The following is a 22,803-nucleotide window of genomic DNA, read 5'->3' as shown; positions in this document are numbered from 1 at the left end:
CGTGGTCTTACGGAGCCCGTGTAACGCACCTGACGTCAGCGGGCTGTGAGATGGCTCACGTGCTCGTCCACACAGACATAGGTTCGCGGCACAACGCGCGAGGCGGTGTAGCGATAGTACGGACGATAGGCGTAGCCGCGATAGATCGCCGGCGGTTCGCGGTAGAGCGCGCCGTGGTAGAAGTTTTGCACGGGGCCGGTGCTGCAGCGGTAGGGGAGCCAAACGTCCGCCAGCGGCGCGCGCAGGCCTAGTTCGGGCGGAACGGCCGGCCACAGCTCCTGGGCTGCCGCGGGCAGCGCGCCAACGATCAGGGCGAGCGCGGCGAGCGGCGCATATCGGAGGCAACGGGCTGCCCGTTTCATCGGCTCACCTCATTGCGGACCAAACGTCCGCGCGACGAGGCTGACAGCATTCCCGTCAGTGGTCCAGACCTCCGGACGATGTGGCTTCCGGATTATTTGCTGCCCGGCAGCTTGACCGGCACATGGGGCGACGTGCTCACCACGCGCGGGCTTCCGTCGGAGTGGGTTGGGCTCTTGAGCAACGTCTCGAGATACAAAAAGAATTTTTCGGCAAGCATGGGCATAGCCCTCATCGGTTATTTTCTTAGGTCGCGGCGCTTGCTCCAAAATTCGATCAACTCAACGCGAGGCATGCCGGCCGGCGCGATGTTGCAGCGCCACGGTATCGGTCATCAATCCGGGAGATTACTGGTCGCGCGCAACAGCCGCTCAACTGGCAGCCGCGACATCAGCGCGCTTTGCGGAACGTCGCCGATCTAGTTCGCGGACGAATCCGACAGCAGCGACTGCCGCGGATAGGCATGGCCGGCGGCCGCACATCGGCGTTGCGACAACCCCTCGAAGCGCCACAACGTCACCGGCGTCGCGGATTCGCAATGGTCGCAACGCAATGGCGCGTCGCCCAGCAGATAGCGCCCGCGCCGGAACACACCCGATGAGGCGATCTCTTTGCAATTCGGGCAAGCCAACGTCAGCTTGCTCGTCCTCCACCACCGAAACAATCGAAACACCGCATCCCCCAGCGTTTCTGAGTGCCATCCCTGCAACAAACTAGCAATCTTCCGGCTCGCGTGGAAGTAGCAGAAGGTCGCACCTTGCCACTATTTCCGTGTGGAACCAGTCTACCTCATGAGTACGGTGATTCGGTCTATCAGGGTTGGTTGTCAATTTCTTAAAGCTGATCCTCCACTGCGCGATTGCACCAAACCGTTCCTTCAAGGATGGAGGCTAGCAAGGCGCGGAGATGGACCCGGAGCATGACATCGACGAGGGGATATTGCCGGCGCTTCGCCGCAGCTACGGACGGCTGGCCTGGTGGATCGTCAGGCTGAATCGCATGCTCGAGCCGTCGCGCGTCGCCGAGCCGCCGCGTCTCAGGGTGCCGCCACGCGCGGCCGTGCCCCCGCGGCAATCGTTGCCGCCGCGCCCCGAATAGCATCACCAGGATACCAGCCATTCCCGTATCGGCCGCCTGAGCGGACTGCTATGCATGCGCTTTCCGCGGATGGCAGGTCCGCATTTTCTTGACGGTGCCGCGGGGCGGCTCAAGCGACGGGAAGGACGAACACAATGATCGAGACGGTTGGCATCATCGGTGCCGGGACCATGGGCAATGGCATCGCCCAGGTGAGCGCTGCGGCGGGGCTCGGCGTCACCATGGTCGACATATCCGACGCCGCGGTGCAGCGCGGCCTGAAGACGGTCGGGGCAAGCCTCGATCGCCTGGTCAGCAAGGAGAAGATGACCGCTGCCGACCGCGAGGCGACGCTGGCGCGCATCACGGCGACGTCAGACAAAGCCAAGCTCGTCGCCTGTGACCTGGTGATCGAGGCTGCCACCGAGAATGAGGACCTCAAGATCAAGATCCTGAAGGACCTCTGCGCATCGTTGAAGCCGAGCACGCTGCTCGCCACCAACACATCGTCGATCTCGATCACCAGGCTCGCGGCCGCGACGGATCGTCCCGACCGCTTCATCGGGATGCATTTCTTCAACCCGGTTCCGGTGATGGCGCTGCTTGAATTGATCCGCGGGCTGCAGACGTCGGACGATACTGTCGCCAAGGCAACCGCTTTCGCCAAGCGCGTCGGCAAGGTCGCAATCACTGCGAAGAACAGCCCGGGCTTTGCCGTCAACCGCATCCTGTGCCCGATGATCAACGAGGCGATCTTCGCGCTGCAGGAGGGCATTGCCACCGCCGAGGAGATCGATGCCGGCATGAAACTCGGCTGTAACCACCCGATCGGACCGCTCGCGCTCGCCGACTTGATCGGCCTCGACACGATGCTGTCGGTGATGGAGGTGTTTTATACCGGATTCAACGATCCCAAGTACCGGCCCGCGCCGCTCTTGAAGGAAATGGTCGATGCCGGTCATCTCGGCCGCAAGACCGGTCAGGGATTTTACAGCTACAGCAAGTGAGATCTGATCACGCGGCCGATACCGTAGTCATCCGGAATGGATCGCGCGGAAGACTTGATCTAACACGCGTGTCATCAGACATCACCTGATCCGCCACGTGAGGCGGGGGACAGAAGACGCGAGGCCCGGTCTCCTAGGCACACCGGGCCTCGTGCTCTTTTCGGCAGTGTCGAGATTCAGTAGTTTCAAAATTCAGTTCGCCGATGCGACGGGCGTGACGCTTGTCTCTTCCGGGTCGAAGCCGAACAGGCCGACGAGATACTTATAGTATTCCGGCATCTTCTCCTTGAGCTTGGCGCGCGTATAGGGTTCGTGCGCAGAATCCTTGCCCGCAAGGAAGATGCTCGCCGTAACCGCGAAGAACTCCTGATGGTTTTTCAACGCGTAGGCGTCCTTTGGGAACAGCTCCTTTGACTTGGCTTCGCCGGCGAAATTCTTGATGACCTTGTTTTCATAACCGTTCGGCATCAGCCGGGCGTGATAGGCGTGAAGGAATTCGTGCAGCAGCACCGGGTCCTTCTCAGAGCGCATCATGTTCGGGCGCAGTTTGATGACGCCAATGCCGGAATCGACGGCAAGTGCCAGCGGGTCCGAATTGGTCCACTGCTGCTTATCGTGATCCCAGATGGTGATATCGCGCGTCGTGCGCTGGTCCCATTCAGGAGACATGATGCCGTAGCAGGCCGCGGCGGCTCCCTCCTCAAGACACGCCATCTCGCTCGCAACAATCGGCACGCTGTGGAAGAATTGCAGCACCCTCGGGCTGAAGCGCGCCGCTTCCACGACGTCGAGCTGGCGGCGGACCATGTCGGCGAGGTCAGCGACGTCCTTGCGTTCGGTATTCTCGGAGAGATCGAAAACATAGCCGCGATATTTCTCGAAGCCGGTCGGCGTCGGTGCGGGCGCATTGGACGGCTCGGATGTTCTTGGTCCAGCCAGTGCATGGCCAAGCGTGAGCGACAGGATGATTGAGGCGACGAGCGTACAACGCATGAATATCCCCCTGTGCGACAAACTGAAGGTCGTCTGTCGTCGTTCGTCATGGTGATCGGCACCGAGATTAGAGCGTGCGCATTGCAGCGCACTTAAGTTGCGCACCTCAACCGCACCCGTTGCGTTAACTGCCGGTTGACCACATGCGTCCAGCGGAGCCAGGACAGCAGGCATCGACGGATCAGGCGCGGACGTTGAAGGCCGGCCAGCCGCCTTCATTCAACGTGGGGAACTGGTCTCGATCGTCCCTCACGGCTTCTTGAGACGGCGGCCGGAAACCTCGCGTAATCCGCTTCCGTACCTACATCAACGGGTGGGGCCGATCGGAAGAGGAAACGGGACCATGCGCGTGACAATTTGGGCAGTTCTGGCGTTTGCGGCGCTCGGCGCCGGTTCGCTTATGGGCCTTGCGTCGCCAGCGGCGGCCGATCCGTATGACTATCCCTGGTGCATTCAGGGCAGGCAGCAGGGATATCCCGGCTATTGCGGTTTCCAGACCTACCAGCAGTGTCAGGCAACCGCATCCGGCCAGGATGCCTCTTGCGGCTACAATCCGCGCTTTGCATTCGGCCCGCAGCGGATGCCGCCGCGGGTGATCCGGTGAGACATGTCGCGGCAAGTCACCAGCACCGAGGTGAGGGAACTTAGGTCTCTTGGACCAATCTGGCACGAGGTTCGCATTGTCGATCGGGTTGATCGAACAGACTGCGTTGGAGAGCAAATGGGCGAAGTTATCCGGTTCATTTCGAAGTCCGAACTTGAGCGTGCGCGACTGATACGTGAGGCCCGCGCGAACTACGAGCGCGTCTTTCCGTCGGCGGAGTCCGGCCGCGACGAAGCCAGCCTGCTCGACGGCAACGGAAACCAGGCGTCATCCGATCCGTGACATCTGGCGGTATTGAACCTGCCGTGGCGGCGTGGTCCATTTGGAGCAGCTGCCCGACATTGCAGCAGTGGGGCGCCCGCGACGATGTGGCAGATCTGGAAGCAGTTTTGGCAGCCATTTTGGCAGACTTGGACGATCGACAAGCCCGCCGCGCTGGGCGACTGGTTGTGGCAAATCCTGGTTGTTGAACTCGCTGCCTTTCTCGATCGGCTGACGTTGCGACGGGTTATCGCGTTCATCCCGGTCGTCATCCTCGTCTTCGCCTATTTGCACCGGATTCCGCTGCCTCCCGAATTGTTGCTGCTTGGCGACATGCTCGCCTACATCGATATCTTCTCGATGATCTTCCTGGTCGGCATCTTCACGCGCGTCGCGACCGTGATGACCGTGATCAGGCAAGCTGCTGATCACGCTCGCTGGATTTTGCAGCGCGTGCCGATTGCGCTGCGCGTGCTGGATATCCGTCACCTTCGCACGAAGGCGATCGGCGGTCGCAAGCGGCGCGATCGGGCGAACACGGACGACGACATTGCCGTCTTTCCCCGCATGGCTTGTTTTCCCGGCATGGCTTGTTTTCCCGGCATGGCTTGCGCGTAGCTTTTCTGACGGCGACGCAGCATCGTTTCAATGCGGAGCGAAAATTGCGAAACTCAAAACGCTGGGTCAGACCCATGCGGGACACGGCTTAGCCGTGGGAGCGCCGTAATCCGCGCTATGGTCGGCGGCGCAACTGGTGGCTCGTGTTGGGCCGCCGAAGAAAGATGGCAGGCAACCTATGACGAGCGTCATTCTGGCCCTTTGCTCGTGCGCAGTGGCCACGCTGTTCTACCGGGCCGGATATCGCAATGGCTATGATTCCGGCATCACTGACGCGGGCGAACTTGTATTTCACGTTGACGCCGGCTCGCGGGGGCGTGGCCAACGCATTTAGACCTTACGGAGCGAGCCCGTGGCTGCCTCCGACCTACTCAGCGCCGCGGGTTACCAAATTGTCTGGAGCGCTATCGTGTCGACGCGCGCTGCTGAGATCGGTGGCGCCGGACTGGGATCGATGAAATTCGAGACCCAATTGGAAGCTCCAGATACCGAGCAGCAGTGCGCCTGCGATGCAGACCACGACGAATGCCCAATCGCGCCTTGTGATCATGTCGAAAACCCGGTCGAGGTCATGAGTGCTTCCAGGCGGAGGGCGGGTTATTCGCGGCCTCTCTTGAAGAGGCGTTTCGTGGCTTCGATCGCCTCGAGCAAAAACGGGGACAGCACGAAGAATGCGCCCATCCCGACCGAGACGATGGTGTGGCGGAGGGAGACCTTCTCGTCGTCCTCAAACGGATAGGCGTTCTTGTCGATCGGTGCAGGCGCGAAGTCACTGCCGGATTGGCGCGCCGGTTCGGTCCGCCGCGGTTTGCGCGGCGGGGCTATTACGACCACGAAGAGGACGTTCAGAAGCAGCCATATCCCCAGGACAATGAGTAAGATCCGCACTGTGCAGGTCCAATAAATGAGCAAAAACAACTATCAACTTATCCGGTCGCGCCGGATGCTGCCATAACTCATTAGGAGGAGGCGCGATGTCCGGTTCCTTAGATGTCCTTGCGAGCGAGATCGTGTGCTTGCTGAGAACGGGCTAAGCAAGCGGTCCCGCGGGGCCGATTGTTTCCGGAATGAAAGGAATGCGGTCGTCGCTGATTATCCCTTCCCAAAGAACAGTCTATTCAAAATCTCACCCATAATCAGACCACCCAACCATCGCTATCTCCAGGCAATCGGAAAGTACAAACGCAGACTTTCCGCCAAAAAATGGGAGATAACGATGCGAAAGACAATTCTTGCAGTCGTCGGTGCCTCGATCATTGCGGTCTTAACCGCGCAAGCGGCGGCGGCTGCCTCCGGACACTACCGCACGCGAACAAATCACCGCGCCGTAGCAACCGAGCAATTTCGAAACAGCAACAATGCCTATGCCGCGCCCGGCAATGTTGCTGCTCAGCCGGGCTGGTCAGGCTACGACGGCGCGATGGGGTCGGGGATGGTCGGTCACTGATCTGCAATATACCGAGGAGAGGCTCCGCATCGGCGGGGNGGGGCCCCGCCGCAGGTGCGCGCTGCCAAAATATCGAAAACAACCCCATGCAAAGTAGCTCGCGGCTGCTGGCGTTCGACAAGGCAACTTGACACGTCGGGCAACTCAGGGGTATATTTCCAATATTCCGAAATTGAGAAGGCGACCGAGTAGTTGCCCGCATGGCGGTTGCGAGACGCTCGATCGTGCCGCGCAAAAAAAAGCCCCGCCGAGCATGAGCTCAGGAGCGGGGCTTTCCTTGGCAAGCCTTGGAGGCCCGCTTTTACCGCAGCCTCACAGTCGGCTTTGCCAATCACATGCGCTGGAGGTTGGAGACGCTCTAAAGCAAAGCCCCGCGAGCGATTGCGCGTTGGAAACTCTCAAGCTGAATTCAACTCACCAAAACGTGGCGATGGAATCGCAAGCTTGTGAGTGGCGGGCGGAGGCTCCCGGACTATCTTGGTCGAGCGGAGGGCAGCGATGAAATACAGCTCCGAACTCATCCAGACGATGCGTGATGCGCTAGAGGCGGTGATGGCAAGAGTACCTGCGGACCAAGCCGTCTTCGGTCTCAAGGCCGCGGTCGCCGAGTACATTTTGCAAGCCGCCGCGCACGGCCAGACGTCGTTCGACGGCCCCGTGACCTCAGCGTCCGATCAGGTTCAGACCATCATCTCGATGCTGACGTGAGCGGTTGGATTTGGCGCAAGCATCCGCGGGCCGCTTCGAAGAAGCTCCAGCCCCTTTGCAGATCTCACGGTCTATCGATAACCCATGCCGCCGATTGGTCCCTTCGGGTGCCAGTTGAAGCTCGGCCGGACATCGGCGCCCCGGTTACCGCAGGCGCTGCAAAGAAGCCGCGGCTCGAGGTCAGATAGCCGTACCTCATCCGCAAAGCGATCGGCCATGATCGAAATCGAGTGGCTGCAGGTGTGGTCGGCGCAGTAGATCAGCACGCCACAAACGCCCATCGAGCGCATCTCGCCGAAGGTGATTTTCTGAGGCCGCATAGCCTATGAAAGCAGCGCAGGCCGTCGCACGCAAACTATCAAGCCCTTGCGGCTCGGAACAGGGACTAAAGCCCCAATTCCGGTCCCGTCGGTCCGGCTCGCGACATTGGGGTATCTAGAGCATGATCCGGAAAAGTGTGAAGCGGTTTTCCGAAAAGATCATGCTCAAACAAAGAGCTAAAGCGCGATGACGATTCAACCCGATCTCATCGCGCTTTAGGAACGTACACGGTGAGCTTGGGACCTATTCAGGAACGTGGCACACTTCGCAGGGGGAGGGCATCCGGGGCCCGGATTCGCCGAAGCCGACACCGCGAGGCCGTACCTGTGCCGTTTCGCTGATTTGCCATGGGCCGCGCGAGCCGGCACGCGGCGGCCGATGGACCAAGGGCTGTCACCGCGCCGGGCGAGCAATCGGCCGCCGCCAGAATTGGTCTTTCAAATCGTCGCCCGGCTGGTATCTGGATGTCCCCACTCACGCCCAACCTTCGGAGCCGTCACTTGATCGTCATCCGCATTGTTTTCGCTGCTGCGGTGTTTCTGATCGGGATCACCGCCCTCGCCGGCTTCACACCGCTGCTGATCGGCGCAGCGATGGCGCAAGATTCGACGGAGGCGCGCCTCATGGATGCGCGCCTCGCCGAGCCGCGCTCGCTGCCCGATATGGCGCTCGGGTCCACTGACGCTCCCGTCAGGATCGTGGAATATACATCGATAGTCTGCCCGCATTGCGCCGAGTTCGGCGCAAATGTGTTTCCGATGCTGAAAGAGAAATACATCGACACCGGCAAGGTGCATTTCGTGTTTCGCGAATTTCCGCGCAACGGCAAGGACCAGGCCGCCATGATGCTGGCGCGCTGCATTGCTGATACCTCGAAATTCTATGCGGTGATCGCGCAGTTTTTCAAGCAGCAGGATCAACTGATGCGGCAGACCATTGAGACGCTGAGGCTGATCGGCAAGCAGCAGGCCGGCATGGACAACAGCGCCGTCGATAAATGCTGGGGAGATCAGTCGCTGGCTGAAGATTTGTTGCGCGACTGGAACTTCGCCGTTGACGCCTTCGGAGTCGACGCAACGCCGACCTTCTTCATCAACGGCAAAAGGTTTGTAGGCGCGCCGGCGTTCTGGGAACTGGAAGCAATGATAAAGCCGCTGCTGAAGAAATGACGCCGCGCTCAGCCGTGGCTTGGCTGCGGCTCGGCTCCCTCATCGTGGGGACGCGGCGCGCCGGCCGTGCGGCCTCAACGAAGCTCAAGCCGACGAGAGCCCTCGGAGGGGGGCGGCAAGGCCGCGGTCGCCGAATACATTTTGCAAGCAGCCGCGCACGGCCAGACATCGTTTGACGGCCTCGTGACCTCAGCGTCCGACCAGGTTCAGGCGACTATCTCGATGCTGACGTGAGCGGTTGAATTTGGTGCAAGCATCCGCAACTACTTCGCAGCTCTCGACGTGAATTGCTGGCCGATCGCGCGCGAGCAATAAATGGCTGAACGCTCTATCCGCTCGGAGCTGTTGTGCTAAGTTTTGGAGCGCGCGGTGGGACAAGAACCCACGACCCGATGATTATGATCTTTTTGGGGGACGGACACGTCAACCTAAACTCGCGGAAGCGTTTGTCCCCGATGGGGCTCTTGTATGTCATTGGATTTCGACGGGTATGTCGATGCCCAGCTCGATCGCGACAGGCGTATAAATGTCGACATCCGCGCTAGGGGTGAAGATTGACACAATCAACGAATAGCGAACCGAGTTTTGATATCGATTTTCTCGCTTTCTTGTGCGCCACCACCCAAGGATCGGATGTACGGCAATGTGGCTGCGATTGGCTAAGTCTGCTGCGGTACCGTGCCAGGTATTTGAATGCACTGAGCCATTGGTTGGGCCGCCAGTGCCGAGCTCCCATGTACCGGTTTCACCTACATGGTCCTCATCGTAATCATCATCCCTGTCATGCGCATTGATGCGCAACTTGAATTGTTCAATATCCTCAGTCGGTCGAACCACCTTGAAGCGCAATCCGTGCGACGGATAGCCGTATTTGCGGTCCCACCCGCGCTCGCCCGGACTTGGTTCAATAAAGTAAGAAAGTGTCACTCGCATTTCGATTGACGTATCGAACGGTAGAGCCAGCAAAGCGTCTCGCGGCCACGGCAACGCATGAAAATTGATGTCGCGGCTGGCAAGCGCGCCATCTTCATTTAGAAAATACGGCTGCATAGTGCTCTCAGCCACAAGCGTAAGATTGTTTTGCGCACTGTAGAACAACATTTCCGGGTTCGGCACGCCATGGCCGAACGTCCTTAGAAGCCGTGTAGTATCTATTTTGCCATGCTGATCGCGCGCCCGGGTCAACATCGCGTCCGTCCACCGGGCGCTATGAACCATAAACCCACGCGCGGTTTCTGGCGTGTAGTCAGGATACCGGGCGATAAGCTTGGCTGCCAAGTTTGCCGCTAACGCCACGGAAGCGCTTGTATCGTGAAATTCAACAAAGGGCGCAACACCGGCGGCGAACTCATTGTTGATCGTGAGCAATTGCAGTTCGGGCAGAAAATCAGGATCGCCTCCGCCAGGTGGCGACCCCATATTGCCCGCTTCCATAACGATGTCGGGCTTGAAGGGCTTCTTCATATTGGGCGGCCATGTCATCGACGTTGTGCTCGATGGTGCAAGGTCACCAGCCTTTGCTAGCGCGGTCCAGCCCGGATTGGCCGTCGCGTCAATCAGCGCTCGCTCGGTATAACCGCCGACGGTAAGGGCATTCCATGCCTGAGCTGGGTCCTGGACGGAGGCGGTCTCGTTGTAAGACGGATAGAGTACGCGGTCGAACAGGCCGGTGTTGCCTGCTGAAATCAAAATGAGCCGTGGCGTACTGTTGACCTCGCCGAATGCGAGATTGTCGATTGCGGCAGACCACGAAGACGGGCGCCCTTTATCGCGCGCGTCGGCGGTGATCGCAATGCAATAGACCTTGCGACGCGCGACGTTGACCTCAAGTCGAGATATTCCCTCTATTGTTACCGTACCGTAGAGTTCCGGACGATGCGGGTCTGGAGCATGATAAAGCTTTAGAGATTGGACACCGTGGGTCAGTTCGATCGGTCCGTCGCTGCTGAGCACATCAGTTAAATCGCCGTAGATAGCCAGCCCGGCCATTTGAGTACCGTGGCCTTGCTGATAGGTATCATGGCCGCCCCAGGCAGGCTTGAGAGCCTGCACATCGGCATCCGACATCACGGGAGCGAGCAACGGGTGGCCATGGTTTACGCCGGTATCCAGCAAACCGACGGCCGGAGCATTAGCATCGAGTTGCCCAAGCCGCGCGATCAGATTCGCCGATATCGCGTGTTGATCGGCCGCGCTTAGCGTAGAATAGAAGTCAGCCGTAATCTTCGCTTTACGAACCTCGGCGATAACGCCCAGGACTTCGGCGCCGCGAGCTAGTTGCTCCCGTGTTCCGCGGATGAGTAAAACCGTTCGATCAACGAACGCCAGGTCATTTGAGATGACTTCGTATCCGAAATCCGTTTCGCTTGCGCGAACGCGCTCGCTTGGGAGCGGTTCGCCTTTCTCTGGGCGACGCAACCAGACTTCCCAGGCAATCTCGGTGTTTGCGGCGGGGTACAAGTCAACATCGTCAGTCCACAATTCTCGCAGGGTTGCGAGTTTGATATCGGCGATACTCTCTACGAGCTTCCGATTGTCGCGCTTGCCCGGGACAGCGTCGCGGTAAGCTTCCAGTTTCTTTAACAGCGTTGCGACTTTGTCGTCGGGCACGCGAATGGTTGCTATGGTTCGATTTTCGCCATCCGTAATGACCGATAGAAGTTGGATCTTACTTTTCTGTAGGTCCAGACTCTCAAACGCCAACGGAAAATGCGGGTCGCTTTCGAAGGATAACGTCAGACCGGGCGATTCATAAAAACCATTACCAATCTGAACAGGGAATGGCTCGCGCTGTGCCTGTGCGGTTTGCAAAGCCCCGATGACGTGGGCTGCGTGGTTGGCGCGCACTCGATCGGGGTTGCTGAATTCCTTGGAATGGCCGCGCGTAGCAGTGTAGCGAGAAGTCTCTGCAGCTTTTACTAGAAACAGATGCGGGTATCGTGGCATCGACTGCCCTTATAAATTTGAATTATCTCTTGATGCTTCCACGCAAAACCGTTTTTCGTTCTGCGATGGAAGAAAGCAAATCTGTGTGAGTAAGGGCGCGCCCCTCAATCAAAGCATGCTTCAAAGCATCGCCCGTGGCGCGGGTCACATCAGCGTAGCTCAGGCCTTTCGCCAGGGTCGAAAGCCCCCCCCAATTCATTTTGGTAGAAGTTTTTGCACCGGCGAGTTTGATTTTTAACACAGTCTGAATTTCGCTCGTCGATGGCAATGAATACTGCACGATATCGTCAAAGCGTCGAAATAGCGCTCGGTCGAGAATTGCCGGGTGATTCGTTGCGGCTATGATCAAACTGTCAGAAGCGTCCTGCTCAACCATCTGCAGGAAGCTATTGACGATACGACGTATCTCTCCGACATCGTTGCCGAGTCCGCGCTCAGAACCAATGCTGTCGAACTCGTCGAACAGATAGACCGCGCGGGTTTGGGCGATCGCATCGAATATCAAGCGAAGCTTTGTTGCCGTTTCGCCCATGAATCGCGTGATGAGGCGGTCCAGTCGGACGACAAACAAGGGCAATGAAAGCTCGCCTGCTATTGCGGAGGCGGTCATGGTTTTGCCCGTGCCGGGCGGCCCGACCAAAAGTAGCTTTTTGCGGGGTGACAAACCATGAGCGCGAATATCGCGGATCGTTTTATGTTCACGAATAACGCGGTCCAAGACTTTCCGCGTTCTGGAATTCAGAACCAGATCGTGCAAACGAATATGCGGATAGGTTACCGTTAAAAGGTCAGCTATTTCACCCCTTGGCCGAGCGAGAGGAATTGGTGTCGGGCCACTTGGCACTCGCGCACGCGATTTATCGATAAGGTCGCGGAGTTCTTCGGCAAGTTTGCCATGTCCAATACGAGCTTCGCCGGCAGCGATCTGCATGGCGATCGAATGAAATTGCGCCTCGTCGCCCAGGGCGTAGGCCTTGAGGAGCGCTTTGAGTTGGTCGGCGCTGGGCATGGGACAAGCTTTGTTGGACACGTGGAGTCTAACTGTAGAGTTCAGATTCTGGCAACCGAAAGTGGGCGGTAGCGTTTATTTGCAATGTATAGCTGGGGCGGGAGTCGATCAGCTGCAGCGACCGCGGTGAGCGCGCTGCCAACGCCTAGAATTTTCGAAGCCAGATGCCCGCCTTTGCCAGGCGATTCAACCGATTGTATACGGTCATGTAAGGTCCATAGCGCTCCGGGAGGTGACGTCAGGGAGTGCCGGTGCCGTTGAGAACCTTGCGATCGTCGGTCGGGGCCGGCCATTCTTCCTGCCCTCGGCTCCCGGCAACAACAGCGCGATGATCGTCCATTCGGCGTCTGTCAAATCGGAGCTTGCCATCAAAGCCTCCATTTGGAAGCCTTGAATCATTCTGTCTCATCGACAACACGGGGTTTGAGTACGGAACCTAGCAGGTCGCGCGGGCCCACCGGCGCCCAGAGGCGAGCGGTTGAGCGAGAAGCGGCTTTAGGCTCTCGGACAACCATCGGCCACGAGATTGTCACCCATGTCTTAAGTACGACTTGTTACCGATGTGTCCGGGCCGGACAGAATTTGCTTGGTGAGCGCGGTGGGACTCGAACCCACGACCCCATGATTAAAAGTCACGTGCTCTACCGCCTGAGCTACGCGCTCACTCACCTGAGCAACCGGTCGTGACGCCAGCGGTTACCCGCGTCTCCGGATCATGCTCCAGCCCGCGCTGTGTAGGGGGCAGGGCGCATCGGGTCAATAGCGGAAGGTGGCGCGATCATGTGCCGGCGCGTTGGGGAATTGCCTTTGCACCACCGGCGGTTAGGGCGGCTTCTTGAAGTCGGCCCGGCTGGTCGTCCACGGCGTTCGGACGGTCCGGCTCAGCCGTCCCGGCGCATTTCGGAGGCGACGGGCTGGGCGGGTGCGGCGACCGAGGGCAGGCTGACCGGGCGCAGGCCGATCAGTTCCGCGGTGCGGATCGCGCTGTTGCGCCAGAAGGCGAACTCGTTGATGCGCGAATTCTCCAGGATTGCGATCGCGACCGCCGAGAGGAACGGCAGGCTCTCCAGCACCAGCACGCCGGCGAAGATGTAGATCTCGCGCACCTGCTTGGAGCCGTTCACGGTAATCAGCACGGCGGCGCCAAGCAGCAGCAGCGCGCCGATCACGGCCTCCCAGAACGCCTGGAATTCGATCGACATCCGCGACAGGCCGCCCTTGGAGGTGCGGGCGAACGCGAGATGCTCGGTGATCAGGCCCTGCGCCACCGCACGCGACACCGTCCATTGCACGCTCATCGCGGCGATCATGGCGCCGAGCATCTGGCCGGCCTTGATGTTCACCCGCAGCCGGTACAGCGCGACGAAGTGCAGCAATGAGACGATGAAGGAGGCGATGATCGGCAGCGTCAGGATCTTGTCGGGGATCGCGATGTCGGCAAAGGCGACGATCGGCACCCAGATCAAATTGAGGATCGCGACCACCACGCCGAGGCTTTCGGCCCCGAGCCAGTTGAGCCAGCCCAGCGAGAACTCGCGGCGCTGATCGGGCGTCAGCCGGCTGGCGCCGGGCAGAAAGCGCCGCCAGTGCTTCTTGACGATCTGGAAGCCGCCATAGGCCCAGCGGTGGCGCTGCTTCTTGAAGGCCTCGTAGGTGTCGGGCAGCAGGCCTTCGCCGTAGCGCACATTGGTGTAGTGCGTGAGCCAGCCCTGCTGCTGGATCGTCAGGCCGAGATCGGTGTCTTCGCAGATGGTGTCGCTGGACCAGCCGCCGGCCTTGTCCATCGCGGTGCGGCGGATCAGGCACATCGTGCCGTGCACGATGATCGCATTGGCCTCGTTGCGCTGGACCATGCCGATGTCGAAGAACCCGGCATATTCGCCGTTCATGATGTAGTGCATCAGCGAGCGATCGCCGTCGCGGTGCTCCTGCGGCGCCTGCACCAGGCCAACGCGCGGATCGGCGAAGACAGGCACGAGGTCCTTCAGCCAATCCGGATGCACGACATAGTCGGCATCGATGATGCCGATGATCTCGGCATCAACGGCAGTGCGCTCCATCGCGATGCGCAGTGCGCCGGCCTTGAAGCCCTGCACCTTCTCGGCATTGATGAACTTGAAGCGCTCGCCGAGCGTCCGGCAGTGATCCTGGATCGGCCGCCAGAATTCCGGATCGGGCGTGTTGTTGATGATGCAGACGCATTCGAAATTCGGGTAGTCGAGCCGCGCCACCGCATCGAGCGTCTGCTTCAGCATCTCGACCGGCTCGAAATAGGCGGGGATGTGGATCGAGACCTTGGGGAAGGCGACATTCTCGCCCATCGTTGCCGGCGCCAGCCTCGCGCTTTCGCTGATCAGCCGGCGTGGGCCGCGGCCGAATGCCACCGCCGCGATCTCCTCGATCCGTGCCATCGCGATCAGCACCAGCGGAACCAGCAGCACCAGGCCGAGGCTGAGCGCAAAGGCCGAGCCCCAGACGAAATAGTGCACGGTCCAATAGTCGAACACCGTCGCGGCCCAGGCGCCGACGCCGTTGGCGGCGGCCGACAGCAGCAGCGCCTGCATCACCGTCGGCGATGCCAGCCGCAGGATCGGCAGCGACATGAACAGCCCGACCAGGACTGCGACCGTGGCGATCTTCCAGAAGTCCGGATTGACGATCGGGCCGGTCCAGGAGAATTTTGCCTCGCGGTCGGCCGTGAAGACGCCCCAGTAGGGCCCAACGCCGCCTTCGAAGAACTTCCAGGGCTGATCGATTGCCTCGACGATGTTGTAGTCCATGCCGATGGCTTCGGCGCGGGTGACGAAATTCCGGAGAACCGAGGCTTGCTGGAACGGGCCGGGCTCGGCGTTGCGCAAATTGTAGCCCTGGCTCGGCCAGCCGAATTCCGCGATCAGGATGCGCTTGCCGGGGAAGCTGTCGCGCAGGAGATTGAAGCGGTCGACGGCCTGATCCACCGCCTGGCCATCGGTGAAGTTTTCCCAGTAGGGCAGCACGTGCGCGGCGATGAAATCGGCCGAATTGGCGAGCTGCGGATGGTCACGCCAGATGTTCCAGATTTCGCCCGTGGTGACGGGAGTGAGGGAGACGCTGACCGACTTCTTGGCGCGCTGGATCACCTTGATCAGCCGCTGAACGTTGTTTTCGTCGACCGCCCATTTTATCGCTTCATCGCGCTTGTCCTCGGGCTGCGACTTGGCATCTTGAAGCCGTCCCTCTTCCTCTTGTTCGATGCGCGGGGCGTCCTCGCGAAGGAAGCGCGCGGATTCATTGAGAAAGCGCTCCTTCTCTTCAAGAAATCGGTCCCTCTCTTCAGCGGTGGCATTGGTCTTCAGTATCGGCGGTATCGGCCCGAGGTTCTCGATCGGAATCTGCTCGCCCCGAAAGATCGTTTCGTTGCCGATCACGATGCCTGTGACGTTGCCGTTGCTCTTGGCAAGATCGACAGCGGCTGCAATTTCGCGACCATTGCGGTCCGCATCTTTATCGATCCAAACGCCAATCATCACCTTCATGCCGAACTCGGCGGCGATGCGCGGTACCAGTTCGTTTCCCTCGGTCGACGAATATCCACGGACCGCCCGCGTGACCGTGGAGAGCTTCTTCAGGTCGGCGCGCACCTTGTCGGCATCGCCGTCGACGACGGTGTGCTTCGGCTCGAACGGCGTATAGGACAGGCTCGGCAGTGTGCCGCGGAAGTCGGGCGCCGCCTGCTTCTCCTGGAACAGACCCCAAAGCGCAGCGTGGGCGGCGGTGACAAGCAACAGGACGGCGACGACGGCGCGCATCGCGACTAAACCATACGGGGCCTGAGATTGAGGACGAAGCGAACCCGTCCCCTGGGTTCGACCAAACGGCGGCGGACTTAAGGATATCTCCACCGCACGATTTAACAACTGGTATGCCGCGATGGCGTTTTAAGGGCGCCAGCTGCTCCAGCCGTGAAAAATCACGGCTGGTGCGAATTGCTTGACGGCTATTTCGCCGGCGGCGCAGGTGACGGCGACGCAGACGGAGCCGGCGAGGGCGACGCAGCCGGTACAGGCGCGGCGTTGCCGGCCGTCGACGGCGCCGGAGTGGGCGCGGCGGCGGCCGCTGCCTGCGGCTGCGCGCCGGGATTGATCCAGCAGGCGTGGATGCGGGTATCGAGGCTGCGCGGCACCTTGTCGTCGATCTGGGCACCGAACCGGGTCAGGCAGCGGAACGCCGCCTGGACATGGCCGCCCGGGCAGCCGAACCGGTCGTAAAGGTCGAGATGGCGGAAGGCGGTATCGAGGTCGTCGTTCCACATCAGCCGAACCACGCGGCGGCCGAGCCAGACGCATTCCGGATTGCCGGCCGGGCCGTTGATCGCCTGCTGCGCCTCGCCAAGTTCGTCGGTCTTGCGCTGGTTGGCTTCCTTCGCGGCGTTTGCGTTGGCGTCGGCGGCATTGCCGGCCGGCGGTTTGGCCTGGTCCTGCGGATTGGGGGTGCCGCTCTGGGCAAACGCGCTGCCGGCCCCGATCAGCAGCACGAGGCCGGTGACGGCGAGGTGGCGCAAACCCGTGTTCTTCAACTCAAGCAGCCGTCGACGCATGTAGTCCCCGATATGTTCCAGCCCCGCGGGATCATCCTAACGGCTCGCGTGATGCCGTCCAAATCAGTCTCCAATGCGGCGGAGACTCTGGCGAAATCCCAAGCGAAATCCCAAGCAAAATCCCATGACTGGAATTTGGTATTTTGTCCAGCAAACTCACAACTTTATAGCAGCAGCGCAAAACTGTCGCAGGACAACCATGGTATTGACCGATTCCCGCTCTTGGCAGACGGGCTGCGACCGGCTAATTCGACGGTCCCCCGGAGGATGGAACCGATTTCGCTTCGTACGCCGCTGGCGCTTCTCCTGATCTCGCTCTCCGTGATCGCAGCCGTGTGGTGGTGGCTTGCCACACCGATCACGCTTGCGCACGCGCCGATCGATCCCAACGCCAAGCTGCAATGCGTGTCCTACACGCCGTTCCGCGGCGCCCAGACGCCTCTTGACCCCAGTACACAAATCCCGGTCGAGCAGATCGAGCAGGACCTGACCGACCTCGCCAAGGTCACCGATTGCGTGCGCACCTATTCGATCGAGAACGGCCTCGACCTGGTCCCCGGCGTCGCCGCCAAGGTTGGCCTGAAGGTGATGCAGGGCATCTGGCTCGGCAGCAACCGCTTCAAGAATCTGCAGCAGATCGCGATCGCGGTGCGGCTCGCTAGGGAATATCCGGGCGTGATCACGTCGCTGATCGTCGGCAATGAGGTGCTGTTGCGCGGCGAGATGACGACCGCCGACCTCGCCGGCAATATTCGCGCGGTGAAGGCGCAGGCCAATGTTCCGGTGACCTATGCCGATGTCTGGGAATATTGGCTGAAGAACCGCGAGATCTATGACGCGGTCGATTTCGTCACCATTCATATCCTGCCGTATTGGGAGGACACGCCGGTCAAGGCCAAGTTCGCCGCCGCCCATGTCGACGAGATCCGCAAGCGGATGGCGGTGTCGTTCCCGGCCAAGGAGATCCTGATCGGCGAGACCGGCTGGCCGAGCGCGGGACGGATGCGGGAGGGCGCGCTGCCGTCGCGCACCAACCAGGCGCGGGTGGTCTCGGAGATCCTTGATCTGGCCAAGCGCGAGGGGTTTCGCGTCAACCTGATCGAGGCCTACGACCAGCCCTGGAAGCGCAGGCTCGAGGGCACCGTCGGCGGCTATTGGGGCCTGTTCGATTCCGTGCAACGGCAGGTGAAGTATCCGCCTGGCATCGCCATCAGCAACTATCCCGCCTGGAAGCTGCAGATGGGCGTCGGCATGGCGCTCAGCGCCTTGACCTTCCTTGTGGCGTGGCTGACCTGGCGGCGCCGGCCCTGGACGCCGCGGCCCTCGGCCTGGATCGCGGTCGGCATCTCCGCGACGGTGGCCGGCGCGCTGCTCGGGATCGCCATCGACAAGATGTCCTATGAGAGCTACGGCGCCGGCGGCTGGCTGCTGTGGGGCGCGCTGCTGGCGGTTGGCATCGCCGCGCCCCTGCTGTCGGCGCCTGCGCTGATCGCCGGACGGGCGCTGCCGACCTTCCTGGAACTGGTCGGGCCGCGCGACTATCGCGGCAAGGGCGTGCTCGGGGCGCTGCTGGCGATCGTGCTTGTTGCAACCACCGTGATCGCCGCCGAGACCGCGCTCGGCTTCACCTTCGATCCGCGCTACCGTGATTTCCCGTTTGCCTCGCTGACCATGGCGGTGGTGCCGTTCGCGCTGCTGACCATGCTCAACCGCCCGAAGGAAGGCGTCCGCCCGATCGCCGAGTTCGTGTTCGCCGGCCTTTTTGTGCTCGCGGCGGCCTACATGCTGTTCAACGAGGGCACGATCAACTGGCAATCGGACTGGACCTGCGCGATGTATCTCTTGCTCGCGGCTACGCTGTGGCGGGCGCGGGCCGCGCAAAACCCAGGATAAGCAGGCCGATCGCGATCCCCGACAGCGCGACATTGTAGAGCACGATGCCGAGCCCGGCCGCGATCAGCCCGCCGGTCAGCAGCACGATCGAGGGCCGCATCACGTGCAGCACCGCGATGACCAGCGCCGTGATCCCGAATACCGAGTTCTTGAACAGCACCGTCGACAGCACGCGCGCCTGGCAGAGCAGCGTCTGCAGCCCGCCGTCGCAGGCCAGCGCCACCGTCGAGAGCTCGATCGCCAGATAGCGCACGTAAAGCGCGTAGCCGACGGTGATGAAGCCGATGACCAGCAGGAACTGGACCTGGTAGGGCGTGAGGCGGAACGGAGGTTTTGTCATCGCGGCACTATGGTCGGGAACGACGTGTCGGACAAGGTCCCCCGGACCGATGAAATCGGTTGAGAGTTTGACCGCAACATATTGCCGCAGATGATCATTGGCCGTTGCGCCGGAACATCGAGGAGAACGTCGTCGGCTCCGGTTTCTTCTCCTCGGCAACCGGCGGTGGCGCAGCAGCGCGCTTGGGCGCAAACCGCCGCTGCGGCTGAACCGGCTTGCCCGCCGCCGGCGCGTCGTCGGGCTTCATGGTGAGGCGCTGGCCGTCATAGATCGCCGTCTCGCAGGTCCGCTGGGTCAGACTGAGCCCGGCGCAGATTTTGGCGGCAGTGCCGGCATCGTTGAGCGGTCCGGCCACCAGGCGAAGCTGCATGCCGAGGCCGTTGGTGTTCTCCTTGACCACGATGATCGGGCGCAGCGCGGCGAGCGGCGCGTTGGCCTTGGCCTTCAACAGGCCGCGCCACAGTGCGCGCAGCCCGTTGACCGAATTCGCGGTGCCGAGATCGACGCCGAACTCGGTGCGCTGGATCTGCGCCTTCGGTGCCCCGGCGTCGTCCGCCTCAGCGTCGTCAGCGGGATCTGCGGTCGCCAGTTCGGGCATCGGCGTGGTCTTCACGTCGTTGGCCGTTGGCGGCTTGATCGGTTCGAGCGGCTTGCCGGCGGCAGGCGCTGGCGGTCCGATCATGGAATTATCGGCCGTCAGTATCGCCGGGGACGTCGGCGCTGAAGGTTTGCCGGCGTCCGCGCCGGCCGGCGCCGCGGCGGCAGCGGGGCTCGCCGCAACGGCTGGGGCGGGCGCAGCCGCGGCCTGTGACGCGGACAGGGACGAGGACTGGGAATTGTCTGGCACTGTCGTCGCCGGCCTGTCTGACGCTGCCTGCGGCTTGTCGGCAACCAGGGGCTTGGTGTCGGAGGTCGCCTGCGGTTTGGCGTCCGAAGCCGGCTGCGGCCTGATAGCGGGGACTGATTTCTTGTCCGCTGCCGCGGCGGATTTCTCCGTCGTAGCGGCCGGCTTCTCGGCCGGTGCAGCCGCCTTGTCCGATGTCGCCGGTTTGTCTGATGGCGTAGGCTTGTCGGACGGGGCGGGCTGTGCGGTGGCAACCGGTGCGACGGCCGGGGCTGCCGACGGCTGCGCCGGTGCCGGTGGGGCGGTCGGAGCGACCAGCGCAGCTGCTGCCGGTGCCGACATCGGCGGGACGAGGGGCGGCTGTTTGGCGATCGCGCCGGTGACGGAATCCAGCCCTTGCTCCAGCGTGCTGACGCGCGAATAGAGCCGGTCGCGGTCGCTGTTGAGCGTATCGATCGCCGAGGCGAGCCGCCGCGTCTCGTTGTGGCTCTCCTTCGCCAGCGTCTGCAGCTGCTGCGCCTGGCGGGCGACGTCGATGGCCGCGACCTGGTCGCGCTTGAGCGTCAGTGACGACTGGTTGGCCATCACGGCGACGATCACAGCACCGACCGCGGCGAGGCCCCACGATCCGAGGCGCCACAGCATGCTGCGACCGGACTCGTGCTCCTCGGCGAGCAGGCCGGTCGAGCTTTCCGTGTCGAAATCCGCCGCAAGGTTGTCGGGATCTTTGGCCAAAGCGCGCTTGGCCCTCCTCAAGGCCCGCCGAATCACAGGGCAAAGATTAACAGGAAATCGACCGGGAACTTGAATCCGGGTGCGCACGGAGGCGAATCGGTTTCTTCTCCCGGGGAAAACAATTAAAGACGGCCCGGCGCAGAGCGCTGCGCGAGAGGTTGAGGATAGGTGATGACTGCGCGATCGAGCCTGACGGTGGTGCTTGCGGCCGGCGAGGGCACGCGGATGCGCTCGTCGCTGCCGAAGGTGCTGCACCCCGTGGCCTCGCAGTCGCTGCTGGCGCATGTGCTCAACGCCGCCGACGCCGGCGCGGGATCGTCGCTCGCGGTCGTGATCGGCCCGGACCATGAAGCCGTCGCCGCCGCGGCGCGGCGCACACGGCCCGACGCGCAGGTCTTCGTCCAGCGCGAGCGGCTCGGTACCGCGCATGCGGTGCTGGCGGCGCGCGAAGCATTGGCGCGCGGCGCCGACGACCTGCTGGTTGTATTTGGCGACACGCCGCTGATCACCGCCGAGACCTTTGCGCGGATGCGCGCTCCGCTGCGACAGGGCGCGGCACTGGCCGTGCTGGGCTTCCAGGCGGCCGATCCGACCGGCTATGGCCGGCTCGTCGTCGACAACGGCCGGCTGGTCGCGATCCGCGAGCACGCCGACGCCAGCACCGAGGAGCGCAGGATCACGCTGTGCAATGCCGGCGTGATGGCGTTCGACGGCAGAACGGCGCTCGCGATCATCGAGAAGATCGGCAACAGCAACGCCAAGGGCGAATATTATCTGACCGATGCCGTCAGCATCGTCAGGGATCTGGGATTGGAGGCCGTCGTGATTGAAACCAGCGAAGACGAAGTGCGCGGCATCAACACCAAGGCGCAGCTTGCCGAGGCCGAGGCCGTGATGCAGGCGCGGTTGCGTAAAGCCGCGCTCGAGGCCGGCGTCACGTTGATCGCGCCCGACACGGTCTACCTCGCCGCCGACACCACATTCGGCAACGACGTCACCATCGAGCCGTTCGTGGTGATCGGCCCCGGCGTGTCGATCGCCGACGGTGCGGTGATCCATGCCTTCTCGCATATCGTCGAGGCCAAGATCGGCAAGAAGGCCTCGGTCGGTCCCTATGCGCGGATCCGGCCCGGCACCTCGCTCGGCGACGGCGCGCGGATCGGCAATTTCGTCGAGACCAAGGCGGCTGTGCTCGAGGCCGGCGTCAAGGTCAACCATCTCTCCTATGTCGGCGATGCCCATATCGGCGCCAATTCCAACCTCGGCGCCGGTACCATCACCTGCAACTATGACGGTTTTTCCAAGCACAAGACGCTGATCGGCGAGGGCGCCTTCATCGGCACCAACTCCTCGCTGGTGGCGCCCATCAAGATCGGCAACGGCGCCTATATCGGCTCCGGCTCCGTCATCACCAAGGACGTGCCCGACGACGCGTTGGCCGTCGAGCGCAACCAGCAGACCATCCGCGAAGGCGGCGCCAAGCGCTACCGCGAGATCAAGATGAAGGCGAAAGCGCCGAAGGGGAAGTGAGGGCTTCTCGTCGTTATTCCGAGCCGCTCTTGCCGCGTAAAGATGTCGTCCCTGCCTAGGGCGCAATTGCGCTCCGGAGCAGGGACCCATACTCCGCGGCGGTCGTTGTGAATGGGACTCGTCGTTCCAGAGTTGCACACCAATCGACATCGGTGGTTATGGGTCCCTGCTTTCGCAGGGACGACACCGAATGTGTTGCGCCAACTGCAGGTCACACATTCGCATTCTCGCGCCGTCGGGCAACTCAGATGTAAGCGCCCGCTTTCATTCCCTCCTCATTCCGGCGACGCCCACGAAGAATTGCGCCGGGACTTCTTGTCGGTTGTGGCGCATGTCGGCCGGGCAGGCTATTTGCCGTTGATAAG

21 protein-coding genes and 1 tRNA gene are annotated in these 22,803 nt (G+C 61.7%); 11 read left to right on the top strand and 11 right to left on the bottom strand.

Annotated elements, in window-relative coordinates:
- Positions 1 to 35: 35 nt before the first annotated feature.
- On the bottom strand, positions 36 to 362 hold the full coding sequence (locus UP09_RS31530; RefSeq protein WP_044542217.1) for a hypothetical protein: 327 nt from the start codon (positions 360 to 362) through the stop codon (positions 36 to 38).
- Positions 363 to 374: 12 nt separating this feature from the next.
- Between UP09_RS31530 and UP09_RS37905 the strand changes: the two genes are divergently transcribed.
- The 3 genes from UP09_RS37905 to UP09_RS31510 all read left to right on the top strand — a co-directional run bounded on the left by UP09_RS37905 (position 375) and on the right by UP09_RS31510 (position 2,444).
- Positions 375 to 782, top strand: coding sequence for a hypothetical protein (locus tag UP09_RS37905; RefSeq protein ID WP_156164868.1), 408 nt, complete (start codon positions 375 to 377; stop codon positions 780 to 782).
- Positions 783 to 1,266: 484 nt separating this feature from the next.
- Positions 1,267 to 1,458: a hypothetical protein gene (locus UP09_RS31515; protein WP_044542215.1), complete on the top strand. Its 192-nt coding sequence runs from the start codon at positions 1,267 to 1,269 to the stop codon at positions 1,456 to 1,458.
- Between the two features lie 134 nt (positions 1,459 to 1,592).
- Positions 1,593 to 2,444: a 3-hydroxybutyryl-CoA dehydrogenase gene (locus UP09_RS31510; RefSeq protein WP_044542214.1), complete on the top strand. Its 852-nt coding sequence runs from the start codon at positions 1,593 to 1,595 to the stop codon at positions 2,442 to 2,444.
- Positions 2,445 to 2,636: 192 nt separating this feature from the next.
- Here UP09_RS31510 and UP09_RS31505 read toward each other — a convergent pair whose 3' ends face one another.
- Positions 2,637 to 3,611, bottom strand: coding sequence for a hypothetical protein (locus tag UP09_RS31505; RefSeq protein ID WP_245302293.1), 975 nt, complete (start codon positions 3,609 to 3,611; stop codon positions 2,637 to 2,639).
- A gap of 169 nt (positions 3,612 to 3,780) precedes the next feature.
- Here UP09_RS31505 and UP09_RS31500 point away from each other — a divergent pair, with 169 nt between their 5' ends.
- The 3 genes from UP09_RS31500 (at position 3,781) to UP09_RS38265 (ending at position 4,920) form a co-directional block, all read left to right on the top strand.
- On the top strand, positions 3,781 to 4,041 hold the full coding sequence (locus tag UP09_RS31500) for a DUF3551 domain-containing protein (protein ID WP_044542212.1): 261 nt from the start codon (positions 3,781 to 3,783) through the stop codon (positions 4,039 to 4,041).
- A gap of 117 nt (positions 4,042 to 4,158) precedes the next feature.
- Positions 4,159 to 4,323 (top strand): hypothetical protein, encoded by a 165-nt coding sequence (locus tag UP09_RS38270; RefSeq protein WP_197082775.1) that lies wholly within the window; start codon positions 4,159 to 4,161, stop codon positions 4,321 to 4,323.
- 12 nt (positions 4,324 to 4,335) lie between these two features.
- The gene (locus tag UP09_RS38265; RefSeq protein ID WP_197082774.1) at positions 4,336 to 4,920 is read left to right on the top strand and encodes a hypothetical protein; all 585 of its coding nucleotides are present in this window, start codon (positions 4,336 to 4,338) and stop codon (positions 4,918 to 4,920) included.
- Positions 4,921 to 5,517: 597 nt separating this feature from the next.
- Here UP09_RS38265 and UP09_RS31490 read toward each other — a convergent pair.
- Entirely contained in the window at positions 5,518 to 5,838 is a 321-nt protein-coding gene (locus tag UP09_RS31490) for a hypothetical protein (RefSeq protein WP_245302291.1), read from the bottom strand.
- Between the two features lie 298 nt (positions 5,839 to 6,136).
- On the opposite strand from UP09_RS31490, the gene UP09_RS37900 reads away from it, so the two are divergent.
- Positions 6,137 to 6,367: a hypothetical protein gene (locus UP09_RS37900; RefSeq protein ID WP_156164867.1), complete on the top strand. Its 231-nt coding sequence runs from the start codon at positions 6,137 to 6,139 to the stop codon at positions 6,365 to 6,367.
- A 498-nt stretch (positions 6,368 to 6,865) separates the two neighbouring features.
- The gene (locus UP09_RS31485; RefSeq protein WP_044542694.1) at positions 6,866 to 7,075 is read left to right on the top strand and encodes a hypothetical protein; all 210 of its coding nucleotides are present in this window, start codon (positions 6,866 to 6,868) and stop codon (positions 7,073 to 7,075) included.
- Positions 7,076 to 7,146: 71 nt separating this feature from the next.
- Here UP09_RS31485 and UP09_RS31480 read toward each other — a convergent pair whose 3' ends face one another.
- The gene (locus UP09_RS31480) at positions 7,147 to 7,395 is read right to left on the bottom strand and encodes a hypothetical protein (RefSeq protein ID WP_044542211.1); all 249 of its coding nucleotides are present in this window, start codon (positions 7,393 to 7,395) and stop codon (positions 7,147 to 7,149) included.
- Between the two features lie 348 nt (positions 7,396 to 7,743).
- Between UP09_RS31480 and UP09_RS31475 the strand changes: the two genes are divergently transcribed.
- Positions 7,744 to 8,565: a DsbA family protein gene (locus UP09_RS31475; protein ID WP_245302289.1), complete on the top strand. Its 822-nt coding sequence runs from the start codon at positions 7,744 to 7,746 to the stop codon at positions 8,563 to 8,565.
- A gap of 471 nt (positions 8,566 to 9,036) precedes the next feature.
- On the opposite strand, the gene UP09_RS31470 is transcribed toward UP09_RS31475, so the two are convergent.
- The 5 genes from UP09_RS31470 to UP09_RS31445 form a co-directional block, all read right to left on the bottom strand.
- Positions 9,037 to 11,511: a S8 family peptidase gene (locus tag UP09_RS31470; RefSeq protein ID WP_044542209.1), complete on the bottom strand. Its 2,475-nt coding sequence runs from the start codon at positions 11,509 to 11,511 to the stop codon at positions 9,037 to 9,039.
- Between the two features lie 22 nt (positions 11,512 to 11,533).
- Entirely contained in the window at positions 11,534 to 12,520 is a 987-nt protein-coding gene (locus UP09_RS31465; protein WP_044542208.1) for an AAA family ATPase, read from the bottom strand.
- A 587-nt stretch (positions 12,521 to 13,107) separates the two neighbouring features.
- Positions 13,108 to 13,183 (bottom strand) — tRNA-Lys (locus UP09_RS31455).
- 218 nt (positions 13,184 to 13,401) lie between these two features.
- Positions 13,402 to 16,308: a glycosyltransferase gene (locus UP09_RS31450; RefSeq protein WP_044542206.1), complete on the bottom strand. Its 2,907-nt coding sequence runs from the start codon at positions 16,306 to 16,308 to the stop codon at positions 13,402 to 13,404.
- 188 nt (positions 16,309 to 16,496) lie between these two features.
- The gene (locus tag UP09_RS31445) at positions 16,497 to 17,096 is read right to left on the bottom strand and encodes a hypothetical protein (protein ID WP_044542205.1); all 600 of its coding nucleotides are present in this window, start codon (positions 17,094 to 17,096) and stop codon (positions 16,497 to 16,499) included.
- A gap of 267 nt (positions 17,097 to 17,363) precedes the next feature.
- Between UP09_RS31445 and UP09_RS31440 the strand changes: the two genes are divergently transcribed.
- Positions 17,364 to 18,989, top strand: a complete 1,626-nt coding sequence (locus UP09_RS31440) for a glycoside hydrolase family 17 protein (RefSeq protein ID WP_044542204.1) — start codon at positions 17,364 to 17,366, stop codon at positions 18,987 to 18,989.
- Here UP09_RS31440 and UP09_RS31435 read toward each other — a convergent pair.
- Positions 18,949 to 19,329, bottom strand: coding sequence for a hypothetical protein (locus UP09_RS31435; protein WP_044542203.1), 381 nt, complete (start codon positions 19,327 to 19,329; stop codon positions 18,949 to 18,951). The genes UP09_RS31440 and UP09_RS31435 overlap by 41 nt on opposite strands.
- Positions 19,330 to 19,423: 94 nt before the next feature.
- Positions 19,424 to 20,908 (bottom strand): hypothetical protein, encoded by a 1,485-nt coding sequence (locus UP09_RS31430; RefSeq protein ID WP_044542201.1) that lies wholly within the window; start codon positions 20,906 to 20,908, stop codon positions 19,424 to 19,426.
- Between the two features lie 171 nt (positions 20,909 to 21,079).
- On the opposite strand from UP09_RS31430, the gene glmU reads away from it, so the two are divergent.
- Positions 21,080 to 22,438: a bifunctional UDP-N-acetylglucosamine diphosphorylase/glucosamine-1-phosphate N-acetyltransferase GlmU gene (gene glmU, locus UP09_RS31425; protein ID WP_044542200.1), complete on the top strand. Its 1,359-nt coding sequence runs from the start codon at positions 21,080 to 21,082 to the stop codon at positions 22,436 to 22,438.
- The last annotated feature ends 365 nt before the right edge of the window (positions 22,439 to 22,803 follow it).

The sequence above is a fragment of the Bradyrhizobium sp. LTSP885 genome (assembly GCF_000938305.1).
GTDB lineage: Bacteria > Pseudomonadota > Alphaproteobacteria > Rhizobiales > Xanthobacteraceae > Bradyrhizobium.
Note: the sequence above shows the minus strand (reverse complement) of the source record. Positions and strands in the feature narration are given on the sequence as shown.